Source organism: Streptomyces sulfonofaciens, from assembly GCF_014656295.1.
In the GTDB taxonomy this organism is placed as follows: domain Bacteria; phylum Actinomycetota; class Actinomycetes; order Streptomycetales; family Streptomycetaceae; genus Streptomyces; species Streptomyces sulfonofaciens.
This window is the reverse complement of record NZ_BNCD01000007.1, coordinates 192981-207957: the sequence shown is the minus strand read 5'-3', so window position 1 is coordinate 207957 and position 14977 is coordinate 192981. Positions and strand designations below refer to the sequence as shown.

Sequence of the window (14977 nt, the reverse complement as noted above, 5' to 3'; positions counted from 1 at the left end):
GCTAGCTACGCAGCGACCTCGATCGCTGACGCGACGGGCGGCTAGAACTTGAGCCCGGCCTCGCGGGCGGCGTCCGCCAGGGCCGCGATGCGCCCGGCGTACTTGTTGCCGCCGCGGTCGAACACCACGGCCTCGACGCCCGCCGCCTTGGCGCGCTCGGCGACCAGGGCGCCGACCCTGCCGGCCAGCGCGGACTTGTCGCCCTCGCCACCGCGGATCGAGCTGTCCAGAGTAGACGCGGACGCCAGGGTGTGACCCTTCAGGTCATCGATGACCTGGGCCACGATGTGGCGGTTGGAGCGCGTCACGACCAGGCGCGGACGCTCCGCCGTGCCCGCGACCTTCTTGCGGATCCGGATGTGGCGGCGCTTGATGGCGGCGCGCTTGTACGCGTCACCCTTGGCGATCTTCGTGCCGTATGCCATGGCTTACTTACCCGCCTTTCCGACCTTGCGGCGGATCACTTCGCCCTCGTACTTGACACCCTTGGCCTTGTACGGGTCGGGCTTGCGCAGCTTGCGGATGTTCGCAGCCACCTCGCCGACCTTCTGCTTGTCGATGCCCTCGACCGAGAAGTGGGTCGGGTTCTCCACCTTGAAGGTGATGCCTTCGGGGGCCTCGACGAGGATCGGGTGGCTGTAGCCCAGCGAGAACTCCAGGTTGGAGCCCTTCGCCACGACGCGGTAACCGACGCCGCTGATCTCCAGCTTCTTGACGTATCCCGTGGTCACACCGGTGATCATGTTCGCCACCAGCGTGCGGGACAGGCCGTGCAGGGCCTTGTTCTGCCGCTCGTCGTTCGGGCGGGTGACGTTCAGCACGCCGTCCTCGCCCTTAGCGATCTCGATCGGCGCGACAACGGTGTGGGAGAGGGCGCCCTTGGGGCCCTTCACCTGCACCGTGCGGCCGTCGATGGTGACATCCACGCCGGTGGGAACCGGGATGGGGAGCTTGCCGATACGCGACATTGCTTTTCCTCCGTTCCCAATTACCAGACGTAGGCGAGGACTTCCCCGCCCACACCCTTCTTGCCGGCCTGCTTGTCGGTGAGGAGCCCGTGGGACGTGGAGATGATCGCCACACCCAGGCCACCCAGCACCTTCGGCAGGTTGGTGGACTTCGCGTAGACCCGCAGACCCGGCTTGGAGATCCGCTTGATACCCGCGATGGAGCGCTCGCGGTTCGGGCCGAACTTCAGCTCGAGGACGAGGTTCTTACCGACCTCGGCGTCCTCGGTCTTCCAACCCGTGATGAAACCCTCCTGCTGGAGGATCTCCGCGATATGAGACTTGATCTTGCTGTGCGGCATCGCCACGCTGTCGTGGTACGCCGAGTTTGCGTTCCGCAGACGGGTCAGCATGTCTGCGATCGGATCGGTCATGGTCATGAAGTGGCCTATGGCCTTTCTCGCCGCGGTTTCCTGTCTGCGCCGTCCCTCTCCCCGTACCGGGACGGGGCAGGTGTGGCGCGGGGACCTACGGCGTAGTGGTGACTACCAGGAGCTCTTGGTGACGCCCGGCAGCTCGCCGCGGTGTGCCATCTCACGCAGGCACACACGGCAGAGGCCGAACTTGCGGTACACGGAGTGCGGACGGCCGCACCGCTGGCAGCGGGTGTAGGCACGCACGCCGAACTTGGGCTTGCGGGCAGCCTTCGCGATCAGGGCCTTCTTCGCCATCTCGCTCACGCCTCCTTGAACGGGAAGCCGAGGTGACGGAGCAGCGCACGGCCCTCATCGTCGTTGGTCGCCGTGGTGACCACGGTGATGTCCATACCCCGGACGCGGTCGATCTTGTCCTGGTCGATCTCGTGGAACATGACCTGCTCCGTGAGACCGAAGGTGTAGTTGCCCCGGCCGTCGAACTGCTTGGGGGACAGACCGCGGAAGTCACGGATGCGCGGCAGCGCCAGCGACAGGGTGCGGTCGAGGAACTCCCACATCCGGTCGCCACGGAGCGTGACGTGCGCTCCGATCGGCTGGCCCTCGCGCAGCTTGAACTGCGCGATCGACTTCCGGGCCTTGGTGACGGCCGGCTTCTGGCCGGTGATCGTGGCGAGGTCGCGGATGGCGCCCTCGATCAGCTTGGAGTCGCGGGCGGCGTCGCCCACACCCATGTTGACCACGATCTTTACCAGACCGGGCACCTGCATGACGTTCTCGTACTTGAACTCGTCACGCAGCTTGCCGATGATCTCTTCGCGGTAGCGCGTCTTCAGACGCGGCGCAATGGTGGCAGCAGTCATCAGATGTCCTCACCGGTCCGCTTGGCAACGCGGATCTTGTTGCCCTCATCGTCGAAGCGGTAACCGACGCGGGTGACGACCTTCTTGCCGTCCTTCTCCACCACGAGCTGGACGTTGCTCACGTGGATCGGGGCCTCGGTGGTCACGATGCCACCGGTCTTCGAGCCGCGCGCGGTCTGGCCGGTCTTGGTGTGCTTCTTGACCCGGTTGACACCCTCGACGAGGACGCGGTCGAGCTTCGGGTAGGCCGCGATGACCTTGCCCTGCTTGCCCTTGTCCTTACCGGTGATGACCTGGACCAGGTCGCCCTTCTTGATCTTCATGCCTACAGCACCTCCGGCGCGAGCGAGATGATCTTCATGAACTTCTTCTCGCGCAGCTCACGGCCGACGGGGCCGAAGATACGGGTGCCGCGGGGGTCGCCGTCGTTCCTCAGAATGACGGCGGCGTTCTCGTCGAAGCGGATGTACGAGCCGTCCGGGCGGCGGCGCTCCTTGACGGTGCGAACGATGACCGCCTTGACGACGTCACCCTTCTTCACGTTGCCACCGGGGATCGCGTCCTTGACGGTGGCGACGATGACGTCACCGATGCCCGCGTAGCGGCGGCCCGAGCCACCGAGAACACGGATGCAAAGGATCTCCTTGGCACCGGTGTTGTCGGCGACGCGAAGCCGCGACTCCTGCTGGATCACGTCTTTCTCCTGATCGTCTGCCGGTTCCCCCCGGGGCAACCCCGGAGAGCCTGGCGGAACTGGTGCTGGGGGCCCGCCGGCCGGGTCCGTGGACCCGGGCGGCGGGAGCCTCCAGCGGGGGCATGCGGGGTCTTCGACCCCGCAGGATTACTTCGCCTTCTCGAGGATCTCGACGACGCGCCAGCGCTTGGTCGCGGACAGCGGCCGGGTCTCCATGAGGAGGACGCGGTCGCCGACACCCGCGGCGTTCTGCTCGTCGTGCGCCTTGAGCTTGCTGGTACGGCGGATGACCTTGCCGTACAGCGCGTGCTTGACGCGGTCCTCGACAGCGACGACGACGGTCTTGTCCATCTTGTCGCTGACGACGAGACCCTCACGGGTCTTGCGGAAGCCGCGCTCGGCGGAGCCGCTCTTGCTTGCAGTCTCAGTCACGTTCGTCTCGCTCATCAGGCGCTCTCCACCGTCTCGATGCCCAGCTCACGCTCGCGCATCAGGGTGTAGATCCGGGCGATGTCCTTGCGGACGGCCTTCAGCCGGCCGTGGTTCTCGAGCTGACCGGTCGCCGCCTGGAAGCGGAGGTTGAACAGCTCTTCCTTGGCCTCGCGGAGCTTGCCGAGAAGCTCCTCGTTGCCCAGCTCGCGCAGCTCGGAGGCCTTGATACCGGCCGACATCACGCTTCACCTGCCTCGCGCCGGACAATGCGGCACTTCATCGGAAGCTTGTGAGCAGCGCGGGTAAGCGCCTCACGCGCAATCTTCTCGTTCGGGTAGGACAGCTCGAACATCACCCGTCCCGGCTTGACGTTCGCGATCCACCACTCCGGCGAACCCTTACCGGAACCCATGCGGGTCTCGGCGGGCTTCTTGGTGAGCGGGCGGTCCGGGTAGATGTTGATCCAGACCTTGCCGCCACGCTTGATGTGGCGGGTCATCGCGATACGAGCCGCCTCGATCTGGCGGTTCGTCACATAAGCCGGGGTGAGGGCCTGGATGCCGAACTCACCGAACGCAACCTGCGTACCACCCTTGGACATACCGCTGCGCTTCGGGTGGTGCTGCTTGCGGTGCTTGACCCTACGGGGGATCAGCATGTCGGTCAGGCCTCCGTTCCACTGGTCTCGGCCGGCGTCGCGGCAGCCGCGGCACCTTCCTCGGCCTTGGCGGCCTCGGCACCGGCAGCAGCGCTCGGCTGCTGCTGCGGCCTGCGGCCACGGCCCCGCTCGCCACCGCGGCCACCGCGGGCCGGGCGGTCGGCGCCACCACGGGCCGGGCGGTTGCCGGCACGGGCCGCCGCGTTCTCCGCGCGGACCTCGGCGATGTTCTTGACGTCGCCCTTGTAGATCCAGACCTTCACGCCGATGCGGCCGAAGGTGGTCTTGGCCTCGAAGAAGCCGTAGTCGACGTTCGCACGGAGCGTGTGCAGGGGCACACGGCCCTCGCGGTAGAACTCCGAGCGGGACATCTCGGCGCCGCCGAGGCGGCCACCGCACTGGATCTTGATGCCCTTGGCGCCCGCCTTCATCGACGACTGCATGCTCTTGCGCATGGCGCGGCGGAAGGAGACGCGGGAGGAGAGCTGCTCGGCGACGGCCTGCGCGACCAACTGGGCATCGGTCTCGGGGTTCTTGACCTCGAGGATGTTGAGCTGGACCTGCTTGCCGGTGAGCTTCTCCAGGTCGCCGCGGATGCGGTCGGCCTCGGCGCCGCGGCGGCCGATGACGATGCCGGGGCGCGCGGTGTGGATGTCGACCCGTACACGGTCACGGGTGCGCTCGATCTCCACCTTGGAGATGCCGGCGCGCTCCATGCCCTGCGTCATCATCCGGCGGATGGCGACGTCTTCCTTGACGTAGTCCTTGTAGAGCTTGTCGGCGTACCACCGCGACTTGAAGTCGGTGGTGACACCGAGCCGGAACCCGTGCGGGTTTACCTTCTGGCCCATTACCGGGTTCCTTCCTTGCTGCTGACGACCACGGTGATGTGGCTGGTCCGCTTGCGGATCCGGTAGGCACGGCCCTGGGCGCGCGGCCTGAACCGCTTCAGGGTCGGGCCCTCGTCGACGTAGGCCTCGGAAACGACGAGGCTGGTCACATCGGTGTGGTCGTAGTTGTGCGCGGCGTTGGCGATGGCGCTGTTGAGCACCTTGCCCACCGGCTCACTCGCGGCCTGCGGGGCGAAACGCAGGACCGCCTGAGCCTCCGCGGCGTCCATGCCACGGATGAGGTCCACCACACGGCGGGCCTTCATGGGCGTGACGCGGATGTACCGCGCCTGGGCCCTGGCTTCCATGGTTGTCCCTTCAGTGTCTGACACGTTCGTCATGTCGGTTGCACCCCGCGTTAGCGGCGCTTGGACTTCCGGTCTTCCTTGACGTGACCCCGGAAGGTGCGCGTCGGCGAGAACTCGCCGAGCTTGTGGCCGACCATCGACTCGGTGACGAACACCGGGATGTGGGTCTTGCCGTTGTGCACCGCGATCGTGTGGCCGAGCATGGCCGGGACGATCATGGAGCGACGGGACCAGGTCTTGATGACGTTCTTGGTGCCGGCTTCGTTCTGGGCGTCCACCTTCTTGATCAGGTGGTCGTCGACGAAGGGCCCCTTCTTGAGACTGCGCGGCATCTGAACCCGCTCCTAGCGCTTCTTGTTCGTCTTGCGGCGGCGGACGATGTACTTGTTGCTCGCCTTCTTGGGAGAACGAGTACGTCCTTCCTTCTGACCCCACGGGCTGACCGGGTGGCGGCCACCGGAGGTCTTGCCCTCACCACCACCGTGCGGGTGGTCGACCGGGTTCATCGCCACACCGCGGACGGTCGGGCGGACGCCCAGCCAGCGCTTGCGGCCTGCCTTGCCCCAGTTGATGTTCGACTGCTCGGCGTTGCCGACCTCGCCGACGGTGGCGCGGCAGCGGACGTCGACCAGCCGGATCTCACCGGACGGCATGCGCAGGTGGGCCATCGAGCCCTCCTTCGCGAGCAGTTGCACGGAGGCACCGGCGGAGCGGGCGAACTTGGCGCCGCCGCCCGGACGGAGCTCGATCGCGTGGATCGTGGTACCGACCGGGATGTTGCGCAGCGCCAGGTTGTTGCCCGGCTTGATGTCGGCGGCGGGGCCGTTCTCGACCCGGTCGCCCTGGGTGAGGCCGCGCGGCGCGATGATGTAGCGCTTCTCGCCGTCCGCGTAGTGCAGCAGCGCGATACGAGCGGTGCGGTTGGGGTCGTACTCGATGTGCGCGACCTTCGCCGGCACGCCGTCCTTGTCGTGACGGCGGAAGTCGATCAGGCGGTAGGCACGCTTGTGGCCACCGCCCTGGTGGCGAACGGTCACACGACCGGCGTTGTTACGGCCGCCCTTGCTGTGCAGGGGGCGGACCAGCGACTTCTCCGGCGTGGACCGCGTGACCTCGACGAAGTCGGCGACGGAGGCGCCACGGCGGCCCGGCGTCGTCGGCTTGTACTTGCGGATTCCCATTTCTCAGTCCTCGTCCGATATTCGGACCAGGGCGCTCCGTCAGGAGGCCTGGCCGAAGATGTCGATACGGTCGCCCTCGGCAAGGGTCACGATCGCGCGCTTGGTGTCGGCGCGCTTGCCGAAACCGGTGCGGGTGCGCTTCCGCTTGCCCTGGCGGTTGATCGTGTTGACCCCGGTGACCTTGACCGAGAAGACCGCCTGGACGGCCTGCTTGATCTGGGTCTTGTTGGCGCGCGGGTCGACGATGAACGTGTACTTGTTCTCGTCGAGCAGCGCGTAGCTCTTCTCGGAGACGACCGGCTTGAGCAGGATGTCACGGGGGTCCGTGTACGACTTGCTCGCCGGGGTCTCGACGGTATTCTTGCCCTCGGTGGCGTGCCGCTTCGCCTTGGCGATGCGGGCCGCCTTGGCGGCCTTGGCCGCCTTCGGGGCAATGCTCGGGTGACGCGTAGCCATCAGGCCTCGCTCCCTTCGGCGTTCTCAGGGGCGCTGGTCCGGGCGGCCACGAAGGACTCCAGAGCGGCCTGGGTGAAGACCACGTCGTCCGAGACGAGCACGTCGTACGTGTTCAGTTGGCCCGGCTCCAGGATGTGCACCTGGGGGAGGTTGCGGGCGGACAGCCACGCTGCCTCGTCGGTCCGGTCGATGACCAGCAGCAGGTTCTTGCGCTCGCTGATCCTGCCGAACAGGCTCTTGGCCGCCTTGGTGGACGGGGCGTCGCCCTCGATCACACCGGAGACGACGTGGATGCGGTTGTTGCGGGCCCGGTCGGTGAGGGCACCGCGCAGGGCGGCGGCCTTCATCTTCTTCGGGGTCCGCTGGGAGTAGTCGCGCGGCACCGGGCCGTGCACGACGCCACCGCCGGCGAACTGCGGCGCGCGGGTCGAGCCCTGGCGGGCGCGTCCCGTGCCCTTCTGGCGGTACGGCTTCTTGCCACCGCCACGGACCTCGCCGCGGGTCTTGGTCTTGTGCGTGCCCTGTCGGGCAGCGGCCAGCTGGGCGACGACGACCTGGTGGATCAGCGGGATGCTGACCTTGGCGTCGAAGATCTCCGCGGGGAGCTCGACGGTCCCGGCCTTGTCGCCTGCCGGCGAAAGGATGTCAACAGTGCTCATCGTTCCCTCAGGCCCCCTTGGCCGCGGTGCGGACCAGGACGAGGCCGCCGTTCGGACCGGGAACCGCGCCCTTGATGAGCAGCAGACCCTTCTCCGCGTCAACGGCGTGGACGGTCAGGTTCTGGGTGGTGACCCGCTCGTTGCCCATGCGGCCTGCCATGCGCAGGCCCTTGAACACCCGGCCGGGAGTGGCGCAGCCGCCGATGGAGCCGGGAGAGCGGTGCTTGCGCTGGGTGCCGTGTCCGGCGCCGAGGCCACGGAAGTTGTGGCGCTTCATCACACCGGCGAAGCCCTTGCCCTTGCTCTTGCCGGTGACGTCGACCTTGCCGCCGGCCTCGAAGGTCTCGGCGGTCACTTCCTGGCCGAGGGTGTACTCGCTCGCGTCGGCGGTACGGATCTCGACGAGGTGGCGCCGGGGGGTGACGTCGGCCTTGGCGAAGTGGCCCTTGAGGGGCTTGTTCACCTTGCGCGGGTCGATCTCGCCGAAGGCGATCTGGACGGACTCGTAGCCGTCGCGGTCACCGCTGCGGACCTGGGTCACGACGCAGGGACCGGCCTTGACCACGGTCACCGGGACGACACGGTTGTTCTCGTCCCATACCTGGGTCATGCCGAGCTTCTCGCCCAGGATGCCCTTGATGTTCTTGGTCGTCATCGTTGGTCAGCCCGCCTTCTCAGAGCTTGATCTCGATGTCGACGCCCGCCGGGAGGTCGAGGCGCATCAGCGAGTCAACGGTCTTGGGGGTCGGGTCGAGGATGTCGATGAGCCGCTTGTGCGTGCGCATCTCGAAGTGCTCGCGCGAGTCCTTGTACTTGTGCGGCGACTTGATGACGCAGTACACGTTCTTCTCGGTGGGCAGCGGCACCGGGCCCGCGACCGACGCACCAGTACGGGTCACCGTCTCGACGATCTTCTTCGCCGAGGAGTCGATGACCTCGTGGTCGTAGGCCTTGAGCCGGATGCGGATCTTTTGTCCCGCCATGGCTGCTTCTTAGTCCTGTCTCTCGTTGAACGCTCTGGAACCCGGTGGTCCGACGGTCTTCCCCCTCCGACCCACGCGGTCGGGCGTGTCGCTCCCCGCTCGCATGCGTGTCCACCTGTGGACATCCCTTGCAAGGGGTGCGATCGACGATCCGACGACCACGGGCCGGGGACGAGGACCAGCCGATCCGTCCACCGGGTGCCTGGCCGGCGCCCCGCTGACGCTTCCCGGAAGATTCCCGTACGTCCGCCTCAGCGCTGCGATCTGGGCCGATGGCCCGTGACGCAGTTGGGGCGACGAGTACTGTGGGACTCGCTTCCGGTCCCCCCGGCGGGAGGCGCGCAGCATCGGCACTCAACCGAGCAACCCCGATAGTCTGCCATATACGCCGGGGCCAGGGCCAATCGAGCCGGGGATCTTACCCCGTGAGAGTGCCGGCCCAAACGGATGGGCTACGCCGCGGGTGACGCGGGCCACGTCCCCGGGTCACCTCAGCCGGCGTTTCCCCTCTTCAGGAGGGTGCGAGCGTGCGCCCGGGACCGCGACGCCTCCCACCGTCCGCCTCGCTCCTTCCGTCTCTCTCCGTCCACCGTCCACCTCTCGGCGTCCACCGTCCGCTGCGGCGAGGTCCTCGGCGAGCAACGGACACGGGCCGGGACGCTCGGGCCGGGGGGCCGGGCGCTCGGTCGGCGCGCGCCGGGGGGCGGGGCCGCGGGCCGGAACTGGGGCCGGGCGCCGGCGCCGGGGCCGGGCGCCGGGGCCGGATGCCGGGTGGGTGCCGGGACCGCTCCTCCGCGACCGGGCACCTGATATGTTGTCCTGAGCTGTCATGCTTCCCGGCGCAGGGACTCCTCCCGCCCAGGGAGGCTTTTTTTGTGTCCCGAACCAGTGGAGGAGCCATGTCAGAGATCACCGTCCGCCCCGCGCAACCCGCCGACCGCCCCGTTCTGGAACGGCTCTGGCCGCTGTTCCGGCACGACATGGCCGAGTTCGGCGGGCCGCTGCCGGCCCCGGACGGGACGTACCGCAGGGAGCGCCTCGACGCGGCGCTCGCGGGTGGCCCGGACTGGGCCGCGTACCTGCTGGTCAGCGGCGAGCGGCCGGCCGGGTTCGCGTTCGTGCGCGGGCTGAGCGGGTCGACGTACGTGCTGAACAGCTTCTTCGTGGCGCGCGGCGCGCGCCGGGCCGGAGTGGGGCTGCGGGCCGTCCAGGATGTCGTGGCGCGGCATCCGGGCGCGTGGGAGGTGGCGTTCCAGGACGCCAACACCGGCGCCGTCCGCTTCTGGCGGCGGGTCGCCACCGCGATCGCCGGGGACGCGTGGACCGAGGAGCACCGGCCCGTGCCGGGGCGCCCGGAGGTCCCGCCGGACGCCTGGATCTCCTTCGACGTCCCGGGCGCGGCCGGCGCGGGCGGGCGCTGAGAGGGGTGCACGGCCGGCCCCGGCCGGTTCGGGGCGGGGCCGGGGCCGGCCGTGCGGTCGGGTCAGCGGGTCGGGGCGTATGCCCGCCGGCCCGGTCTGCGGCGGTCGCCGGGCCCTGCCCGTGCGACCGCGTCACCCCGTGTCCGAGCAGGTCGAAGACGGGTCAGTGCAGCATGCGGCTCTCCGGCGGTCCGAGGTACGTGGGTTCGAGACCGCCCGTGTCCACCACCAAACGCTGAAGGACGACGGTCGGGTCGACCATCCAGAACGAGAGCCGGTGCACCCCCGCCCGGGCGACGGTGTGGGTGGTGGCGGTCCGGTTCACGTTGTCGGAGGTGTTGCGCGCCCAGCGCATGTTCATCAGCCCGTCGTCGGCCCCGGTAGCCGCGATGACGTCGACGGTCTGCGGAGCGTCGTCGTCGAAGGAGACCGCGTAGCTCAGGCCGTCCCTGGCGAGGGCCGGGTTGCGCGGCGAGAGGTACGCCCAGACCGTCACTTCGCCGGGCGTCAGCACGCTCACCTCGTACTCCAGGCGCGGCGAGGACCCGCCGGGAGTCTGCCGGGCCGCCGTGACCGGGGTGGGCGTCATGCCAGCGCCGGTGCGCCCGATACGGTCGATGCGCCGCCAGCCGACACCGCCGGCGCCGACCACGCGGGTGGCGTGCTCCGCGTCGACGGCGATGTACCCGCCCGCCTCCACGAAGCCGCGCAGCCCGGGCACGGCCGGCGGGTCGGCGATCGCGGTGACCGTGACGGCGGCCCCGTCCGGACCGTGCACCACGATGCCGGCCCGGGTCCGCCGCCGCGGCGCCTTCGCCCAGTCGACGGTGACGGTGACCCTGGTCTGCTGCCGCACCGTGCCGTGCGGGCGGTCCACGTCGATCCAGGGCACGGTGGGCTCGACGCGGTACTCGAAGGGGCGGCCGCCGCGGTCGAAGACCTCGATGTACTGGTCGGGCCGGCTCTGGTGGGGGCTGAAGACCGGCAGCACCGGCTCCGTCCGCGCCTTGGGCCACCAGGCGGCCGACCCGTCGATCGCCACGCCCATCCGGGGCCCCGCGCCGGCGTCGTCACCGGACTCCGCGGGCAGCTCGATCCGCCTGACCGCGGGGAAGAGCACATCGGGGATCGCGACGTTGTCGATCTCCGGCTGCTGCCAGGGCGCGTTGGGCCCGTACCGCTCGACGTCCCCGTAGTCGATGTGCGGCTGGGTCATGAAGCCCCGCCACTTACCGCCCGCGATCTTGGTGTTGAAGCGGTCGTTCAGCGCGAAGTCGTCCCTGAGGCGGGCCTCGGCCGCGCTCGCGAGGTCGTTGGTGGCGGCGCGGCCCTGCTCGGCGTAGAGCAGGTTGGTGAACTCCGCCTCCCGCAGGACGTACAGGTTGGCGGTGGCCTGCACCTCGTAGCCGACCAGCTCGTACCAGGCGTCCTGGTCGGCCTCCGGCAACCGCCGGGCGACGGCCTCGGCACGCTTCGCCAGCCTCCGCCACTCCTCGGTGACCCGCTCCAGCTCCCGGTGCGCGGTCATCGAGAACGGCGTGGCCCGGTCGTCGTAGACGACGGCGGTCTCGTCGTGTGCCGGGTCCTTGGCCGCGTCCAGGCTGATCCTGCGGTTGAGCAGCTCCGGCTTGCGGCGCGACTGGAGCTGGGCGTAGTCGGCCAGGACGGCGGCGATGGCCCCGGCCTGGGCCTCGCCGAAGTTCTGCCGGGCGTAGCGCCGCTCCCACTCGGGCAGCGCGTCCAGGTCCCAGCGGTCCGGGTTCCAGGCGTAGTCCAGGAAGAACTGGGTGGGCAGCTCGTTGCCCTTGAGGTCGCCCGCGTTCGCCACCCACAGGCCGTGGTTGCCGTAGGCGATGGCCTGGTGGAGCTGGTCCCACATGTTCGGCAGCGAGGTGGTGTCCACCCATTTGTAGTTGCGGCCGACCCCCACGTAGTCGAAGTGGTAGTACAGCCCGTAGCCGCCGGGGCGTGCGGGTTCGGCCGGATCCGGGTGCATCCGGATGTTGGCCCAGTTGTCGTCGGTGAGGACGACCGTGACGTCCTCGGGGGCGCGCAGGCCGCGCTCCCAGTAGCGCTGCACCTCCTTGTAGAGCGTCCACACCTGCGGAACGGTGGTGACGTCCCTGCCCGTGACCTCGGCGAGGATGCTCCGCTGGGTTTCCAGGATCTCCCGCATCAGGTCGATGCCGTCGCCGTCCGGCAGACTCGTGTCGCCGTTGCCTCGCATACCGAGCGTGACGACGCCCTCGAAGCCCTGGTCGACCATCCGCCGGATGCCGTCACGCCAGTACTTCCTGATCGCGTCGGCGTTGTTGCGGAAGGACCACTCGCCGGTGCCGCCGTAGGGGTCGTGGCCCGGGGTGGTGATCGTGCCGTCCTTGTCCCGGACGGCGGGGACCGCGTGGCGGTTCCACTCCTCGATGCCGCGCATCATGGGCGCCTCGTGCGAGGTGCCCATGACGATCCCGTACTCCTTGGCGCGTGCGTGGTTGTCCGGATCGTCCTCGGCGAAGGCCCGGCCCCAGACCGCCGGCCACAGGTAGTTGCCCTTGAGCCGCAGCAGCACCTCGAAGACCTTGGCGTAGAAGTCGGCGTTGAAGCCGCCCTCGAAGCCCTCCGCCTTGCCCGGCCCGAAGTAGGCGGGGGCCCAGGTCCCCAGGGCCGGGTTCTCGTCGTTGATGAAGACGCCGCGGTACTTCACCGCCGGCGTGCCCTGGGTATGGACACCGGGCAGGACGTAGAGCGCGTCGCGGTGCACCGGGCGGACGTCGTCCCACCAGTACCAGGGCGAGACGCCGATGCCGAGGCTGACGTCGTAGGCGCCGAAGATGGTGCCGCGCTGGTCGCTGCCCACGATGACCAGGGCCCGGTCCACCCCGGCGAGCGGGCGCTCGACCACGGCCTCCAGCGAGGTCTCCCACCTGCCCTCGATCCCGCTCACATCGAGCTTGCCCGCGTCGACCAGGGCGTCGACCAGCGGGCTGCGGCCGAGGGTGCCGACGATCACGATCTCCCGGGCATCCGATCCCGAATGTTTCGGGGTCCCCGCGCCCCGGGGGGCCTTGTGCACGGCCGGTCGGACACCGGTGACCCGTTCGATGTCGTCCCGCAGATCGGCGACGACACGCCGGACGCCCGGGTGGTCGTCCGCGCTCACCACCAGGGGCGCCGCCGTCCTGCTCCGGACCAGCGCGAAGGCGCCGGGCCGCGGCGTGAACGAGACGTAGGCGCCGGGGTCGGTGGGGCGCGGCGAGGAGCCGCCCGCCGGCTCCTGGGCGGCGGCGCGGGCCGTCCCGGCCAGGCCCGGGACGGATCCGAGGGCGCCCAGGGCCAGGGCGCCGCCGGCGCCCGCGCCGATGACCGCTCTGCGACCGGGCGGCCGCTGGGTGTGGCTGTCCATCGGGCTCCTCCGTCTCCCAGGGGGCCGTGCCCTACGGGTCGCTCCCGCCGCACCGCGGGCCGCTTCCCGCGGGCCGCGCCCGGCGCCCGCGACCGAGGGACATCCTGGTGCGGAACCTTCACCGAAACAATGGAAAGGTCACACCGAAAGTTTTTCGTCGACGCGGACCTGAGACGGGTACGGCCCGAGGTGGAAGGCACGAGGCGGAGGCGGCACGAGGTGAAGGGCGGACAGGGAGTGGGAGCGAAGACGGGGTGCCCGGAAGGACTGAGCGGCGCCACTGATCGCACCATGAGTGCGACACGCACGCCGCGTCGGCTCAGATGGCCGGAGCAACGCACAACGCACTCGTGAAACAGCGAGGACCCGCACGACCGGAGTCGTGCGGGTCCTCGTGGCCCTCGGGGCCTCACGGCCCCGCGAGTGTCAGCCGAAGCTCACTTGACGATCTTGGTGACCTGGCCGGCGCCCACCGTACGACCACCCTCACGGATGGCGAACTTCAGGCCCTCCTCCATGGCGACGGGCTGGATCAGCTCGACGCGCATCTCGGTGTTGTCGCCCGGCATGACCATCTCGGTGCCCTCGGGGAGGTTCACCACACCGGTCACGTCCGTCGTACGGAAGTAGAACTGCGGGCGGTAGTTGTTGAAGAACGGGGTGTGGCGACCACCCTCGTCCTTCGACAGGATGTACGCCTGCGCCTCGAACTCCGTGTGCGGGGTGACCGAGCCCGGCTTGATGATGACCTGGCCGCGCTCGACGTCCTCGCGCTTGATGCCGCGGAGCAGCAGACCGACGTTCTCACCGGCCTGGCCCTCGTCGAGCAGCTTGCGGAACATCTCGATGCCGGTGACCGTGGTCGAGGTCTTCTCCGGCTTGATGCCGATGATGTCCACGGTCTCGTTGACCTTGAGGATACCGCGCTCGATACGACCGGTGACGACCGTGCCACGACCGGTGATCGTGAAGACGTCCTCGATCGGCATCAGGAACGGCTTGTCGACATCGCGCTCCGGCTCGGGGATGGACTCGTCCACGGCCTTCATCAGGTTGAGGACGGACTCGCCCCACTCCTTGTCGCCCTCCAGGGCCTTCAGAGCGGAGACCTTGACGACCGGAACGTCGTCGCCGGGGAACTCGTACTCGGAGAGGAGCTCACGGACCTCGAGCTCGACGAGCTCCAGGATCTCCTCGTCGTCCACCATGTCGGCCTTGTTCAGGGCGACCACGATGTACGGCACGCCGACCTGGCGGGCCAGGAGCACGTGCTCCTTGGTCTGCGGCATCGGGCCGTCGGTCGCGGCGACCACCAGGATCGCGCCGTCCATCTGGGCGGCACCGGTGATCATGTTCTTGATGTAGTCCGCGTGACCGGGGCAGTCGACGTGGGCGTAGTGACGCGTCTCGGTCTGGTACTCGACGTGCGCGATGGAGATGGTGATACCGCGCTGGCGCTCCTCAGGAGCCTTGTCGATCTGGTCGAAGGCCGAGGCCTCGTTCAGGTCCGGAAACGCGTCGTGAAGCACCTTGGTAATGGCGGCCGTGAGGGTCGTCTTACCGTGGTCGATGTGACCGATGGTGCCGATGTTGACGTGCGGCTTAGTCCGCTCGAACTTCGCCTTCGCCACTGGGGTCCTCCTGTGGAGTG

General features: G+C 69.0%; 21 protein-coding genes. 1 reads left to right on the top strand and 20 read right to left on the bottom strand.

The features are described from left to right. Positions 1-41 precede the first annotated feature (41 nt). From rplR to rpsJ, 18 genes are all read right to left on the bottom strand, one after another. Entirely contained in the window at positions 42-425 is a 384-nt protein-coding gene (gene rplR, locus IE313_RS14245) for a 50S ribosomal protein L18 (protein WP_189931924.1), read from the bottom strand. Between the two features lie 3 nt (positions 426-428). After that, complete coding sequence (rplF, locus tag IE313_RS14240; RefSeq protein WP_189931922.1) at positions 429-968, bottom strand: 50S ribosomal protein L6; 540 nt, start codon at positions 966-968, stop codon at positions 429-431. A gap of 20 nt (positions 969-988) precedes the next feature. Then, the gene (gene rpsH / locus IE313_RS14235) at positions 989-1387 is read right to left on the bottom strand and encodes a 30S ribosomal protein S8 (RefSeq protein WP_030831671.1); all 399 of its coding nucleotides are present in this window, start codon (positions 1385-1387) and stop codon (positions 989-991) included. Positions 1388-1492: 105 nt separating this feature from the next. Then, a complete protein-coding gene (locus IE313_RS14230) occupies positions 1493-1678 on the bottom strand; it encodes a type Z 30S ribosomal protein S14 (RefSeq protein ID WP_003956452.1) in 186 nt (61 codons plus the stop codon). Positions 1679-1683: 5 nt separating this feature from the next. Further along, a complete protein-coding gene (gene rplE / locus IE313_RS14225) occupies positions 1684-2244 on the bottom strand; it encodes a 50S ribosomal protein L5 (RefSeq protein WP_189931920.1) in 561 nt (186 codons plus the stop codon). Further along, on the bottom strand, positions 2244-2567 hold the full coding sequence (gene rplX / locus IE313_RS14220; protein WP_189931918.1) for a 50S ribosomal protein L24: 324 nt from the start codon (positions 2565-2567) through the stop codon (positions 2244-2246). The genes rplE and rplX overlap by 1 nt, the downstream gene beginning before the upstream one ends. A 2-nt stretch (positions 2568-2569) precedes the next feature. Further along, positions 2570-2938 (bottom strand): 50S ribosomal protein L14, encoded by a 369-nt coding sequence (rplN, locus tag IE313_RS14215; RefSeq protein WP_189931916.1) that lies wholly within the window; start codon positions 2936-2938, stop codon positions 2570-2572. A gap of 147 nt (positions 2939-3085) precedes the next feature. Beyond that, a complete protein-coding gene (rpsQ, locus tag IE313_RS14210; RefSeq protein ID WP_189931914.1) occupies positions 3086-3385 on the bottom strand; it encodes a 30S ribosomal protein S17 in 300 nt (99 codons plus the stop codon). Further along, positions 3385-3609, bottom strand: a complete 225-nt coding sequence (gene rpmC / locus IE313_RS14205; RefSeq protein WP_189931912.1) for a 50S ribosomal protein L29 — start codon at positions 3607-3609, stop codon at positions 3385-3387. The genes rpsQ and rpmC overlap by 1 nt, the downstream gene beginning before the upstream one ends. Next, entirely contained in the window at positions 3609-4028 is a 420-nt protein-coding gene (gene rplP / locus IE313_RS14200) for a 50S ribosomal protein L16 (protein WP_189931910.1), read from the bottom strand. Before rplP ends, rpmC begins: the two co-directional genes overlap by 1 nt. A 5-nt stretch (positions 4029-4033) precedes the next feature. Next, entirely contained in the window at positions 4034-4879 is an 846-nt protein-coding gene (rpsC, locus tag IE313_RS14195) for a 30S ribosomal protein S3 (protein WP_189931908.1), read from the bottom strand. Then, entirely contained in the window at positions 4879-5226 is a 348-nt protein-coding gene (gene rplV / locus IE313_RS14190; protein WP_189931906.1) for a 50S ribosomal protein L22, read from the bottom strand. Before rplV ends, rpsC begins: the two co-directional genes overlap by 1 nt. A 50-nt stretch (positions 5227-5276) precedes the next feature. Continuing rightward, positions 5277-5558, bottom strand: coding sequence for a 30S ribosomal protein S19 (gene rpsS, locus IE313_RS14185; protein WP_004984529.1), 282 nt, complete (start codon positions 5556-5558; stop codon positions 5277-5279). Positions 5559-5570: 12 nt separating this feature from the next. Then, positions 5571-6407 carry a 50S ribosomal protein L2 gene (rplB, locus tag IE313_RS14180; RefSeq protein ID WP_189931898.1) on the bottom strand — a complete coding sequence of 279 codons (837 nt, stop codon included), beginning with the start codon at positions 6405-6407 and terminating at the stop codon, positions 5571-5573. A gap of 39 nt (positions 6408-6446) precedes the next feature. Continuing rightward, positions 6447-6863 (bottom strand): 50S ribosomal protein L23, encoded by a 417-nt coding sequence (gene rplW, locus IE313_RS14175; RefSeq protein WP_189931896.1) that lies wholly within the window; start codon positions 6861-6863, stop codon positions 6447-6449. Then, complete coding sequence (gene rplD, locus IE313_RS14170) at positions 6863-7522, bottom strand: 50S ribosomal protein L4 (protein WP_189931894.1); 660 nt, start codon at positions 7520-7522, stop codon at positions 6863-6865. Before rplD ends, rplW begins: the two co-directional genes overlap by 1 nt. Before the next feature lie 7 nt (positions 7523-7529). Further along, on the bottom strand, positions 7530-8177 hold the full coding sequence (rplC, locus tag IE313_RS14165; protein WP_189931892.1) for a 50S ribosomal protein L3: 648 nt from the start codon (positions 8175-8177) through the stop codon (positions 7530-7532). Between the two features lie 19 nt (positions 8178-8196). Next, positions 8197-8505, bottom strand: a complete 309-nt coding sequence (gene rpsJ, locus IE313_RS14160) for a 30S ribosomal protein S10 (protein ID WP_003948644.1) — start codon at positions 8503-8505, stop codon at positions 8197-8199. A gap of 899 nt (positions 8506-9404) precedes the next feature. Here rpsJ and IE313_RS14155 point away from each other — a divergent pair. Next, positions 9405-9926: a GNAT family N-acetyltransferase gene (locus IE313_RS14155; RefSeq protein ID WP_189931890.1), complete on the top strand. Its 522-nt coding sequence runs from the start codon at positions 9405-9407 to the stop codon at positions 9924-9926. Positions 9927-10089: 163 nt separating this feature from the next. On the opposite strand, the gene IE313_RS14150 is transcribed toward IE313_RS14155, so the two are convergent. Next, positions 10090-13326, bottom strand: a complete 3237-nt coding sequence (locus IE313_RS14150) for a glycosyl hydrolase 115 family protein (protein ID WP_189931888.1) — start codon at positions 13324-13326, stop codon at positions 10090-10092. Between the two features lie 437 nt (positions 13327-13763). Then, positions 13764-14957: an elongation factor Tu gene (gene tuf / locus IE313_RS14145; protein ID WP_189931886.1), complete on the bottom strand. Its 1194-nt coding sequence runs from the start codon at positions 14955-14957 to the stop codon at positions 13764-13766. Between the last annotated feature and the right edge of the window lie 20 nt (positions 14958-14977).